Origin of the sequence: Methylobacterium ajmalii (assembly GCF_016613415.1) — a bacterium.
GTDB classification, from domain to species: Bacteria; Pseudomonadota; Alphaproteobacteria; order Rhizobiales; family Beijerinckiaceae; genus Methylobacterium; species Methylobacterium ajmalii.
This window is the reverse complement of the sequence record NZ_JACWCT010000035.1, coordinates 1-2,336: the sequence shown is the minus strand read 5'-3', so window position 1 is coordinate 2,336 and position 2,336 is coordinate 1. Positions and strand designations below refer to the sequence as shown.

At 75.3% G+C, this 2,336-nt stretch carries 2 protein-coding genes; one reads left to right on the top strand and one right to left on the bottom strand.

The window, feature by feature from the left end:
- The coding region (locus tag HPY23_RS06495; RefSeq protein ID WP_200649580.1) for a lytic transglycosylase domain-containing protein at window positions 1-2,075 on the top strand (2,075 nt) is incomplete at its 5' end.
- 28 nt (window positions 2,076-2,103) lie between these two features.
- On the opposite strand, the gene HPY23_RS06490 is transcribed toward HPY23_RS06495, so the two are convergent.
- Window positions 2,104-2,336: peroxiredoxin family protein (locus HPY23_RS06490; RefSeq protein WP_420891308.1), on the bottom strand; the 233-nt coding region annotated here is incomplete at its 5' end.

Genomic DNA, 2,336 nt, shown 5'->3' with positions numbered 1-2,336 from the left:
CCGCCGCCGAGGGCGGGAGCCGGCTGCCGGCGGCCGCCGCGGCCTTCGCCTCCGCCGACACCGAGGCGCCGATCCCCTTCCCGATCCCGGATGCGGCGATCGCCCCCCCGGCCCCGGTGCCGCCGGTGCCCGATCCGGGCCGCCCGGCGCTCGGCACCGAGGTCGACGGCCCGGCCCTGCGCAGCGCGGTCGAGGCCTACCGGCGCGGCCAGGTGAGCGAGGGCGACCGCCTGCGCGACGGGCTCAAGGACCCGGCCGCCCGCGCCCTCCTCGACTGGGTGGCGATCCGGGCCGGGGCCGGCATCGGCTTCGAGCGCACGGTCTCGTTCATCCGCGACAACCCGGACTGGCCGGTGGGCGGCCTGGTGCGCCGGCGCGCCGAGGAGGCCCTGCTCTCCCAGCGCAAGGGTCCGGCCTTGGTGCGGGCCTATTTCGCCGCCCGCAAGCCGCAGAGCGCGCCGGGCAAGTTCGCCCTGGCCCTCGCCTTCAAGGCCGACGGGCTGCCCGAGGACGCCGCGTCCCTCGCCCGCGACCTGTGGCGCGAGGATTCCTTCGGCCGCACCCTGGAGCTCAAGGTCCTCGACGCCTTCCCGGGCACGATCACCGAGATCGATCACCGCTACCGCATGGAGCGGGCGCTGATGAAGGAGGACTGGGAGACCGCCGGCCGCGCCGCCGCCTACGCCGGCAAGGCCTACGGCACCCTGGTGCGGGCGCGCCGCGCCGTCGAGGCCAAGGCCGCGAATGCGGGTGCGGCTCTCGACGCCGTGCCGCCGAGCCTGCGCCAGGATTCCTCCTACCTCTTCTCCCGCGCCCAGTACCTGCGCCGTCTCGACAAGCCGGCGGAGGCGGCCGCCGTGATGGCGCTGGCGCCCCGCAACCCCGAGGTTCTGGCCGATCCCGACGAGTGGTGGGTCGAGCGCCGCATCGTCGCCCGCAAGCTCCTGGACGCCGGTGACGCCAAGACCGCCTACGCGGTCGCCGCCGGACACAGCGCCCGCTCGGTCGAGAAGCGGATCGAGGCCGAGTTCCATGCCGGCTGGATCGCGCTGCGCTTCCTCGACGACGCGGCCCTCGGCGCCAAGCACTTCGCCAACGCCGCGGCGATCGCCGAGACCCCGATCTCGGTCGCCCGCGCCGCCTACTGGCAGGGCCGCGCCGCGGACGCGATGGGCCAGGCCGCCGAGGCCCGGGCCTTCTACGAGCGTGCGAGCGCCCAGCCGATCGCCTATTACGGCCAGCTCGCCCGGGCGAAGCTCGGCCAGGCCTCCCTCGCCCTGCGGCCGTGCCAGATCCTGGACGAGGCCGCCCGCACCGCCTTCGAGAACCGCAATGCCGTGCGGGCGCTGCGCCTGCTCGCCGCCGCCGGCCTCAAGGAGCTGATGCTCCCGCTCTACATGGACTTCGCCCAGCGCCTGACCGACCCGGCGGAACTCAACGCGCTCGGCGACGTGGCGATGGCGCTCAACGATCCCCGGGCGCTCGTGGCGATCGGCAAGACCGCGGTGCAGCGCGGCCTGCCGCTCGACCGCCATGCCTACCCGACCAACGGCATCCCGACCTACGAGGCGTCCGCGGCCGTGCCGCAGGTCGAGCGCGCGATGGTCTTCGCCATCGCCCGCCAGGAGAGCCAGTTCGATCCCCGCGCGCAATCGAGCGTCGGGGCGCGCGGCCTGATGCAGATGATGCCGGCGACCGCCCAACGCACCGCCCGCCGGGTCTCCGCCGCCTTCGACACCGACCGCCTGACCAGCGACCCGGCCTACAACGCCCGCCTCGGCCAGGCCCATCTCGGCGAGCTGATGGAGGATTGGCGCGGCTCCTACATCCTCGCCTTCGCGGCCTACAATGCGGGCGGCGGCAACGTGAAGAAGTGGATCGACGCCTACGGCGATCCGCGCAGCGCGGGCGTCGACCCGGTCGACTGGGTCGAGCGCATCCCGTTCACCGAGACCCGCAACTACGTCCAGCGGGTGACCGAGAACCTGCAGGTCTACCGCAACCGCCTGGCGGAGGCCGGCGACGGGCGCAGCGCGCTGCTGATCGCCGACGACCTGAAGCGCGGGGCGCGGTGAGGCGGGCCCGGGCCGCGGGCGACCCGCCTCAGGCTCCGGCGCCCGCCCCGAAGACCCGCCGGCAATAGGCGGCGAGCCGATCGGGCCGCCCGGCGGCGTCCCGGAAGGCGATGTGCCCGTCCGGCCGGACCAGGATCACCGCCGGCCGTCCCTCCAGGCCGTAGGCGCCGTGCGCCTTGCCGTCGAGGTCGGAGAGCACCGGCGCGTCCCCGGCCTCGAACGACGGGCCGGCGAGCACGAGGCGCGGCCGCACGACCGGCC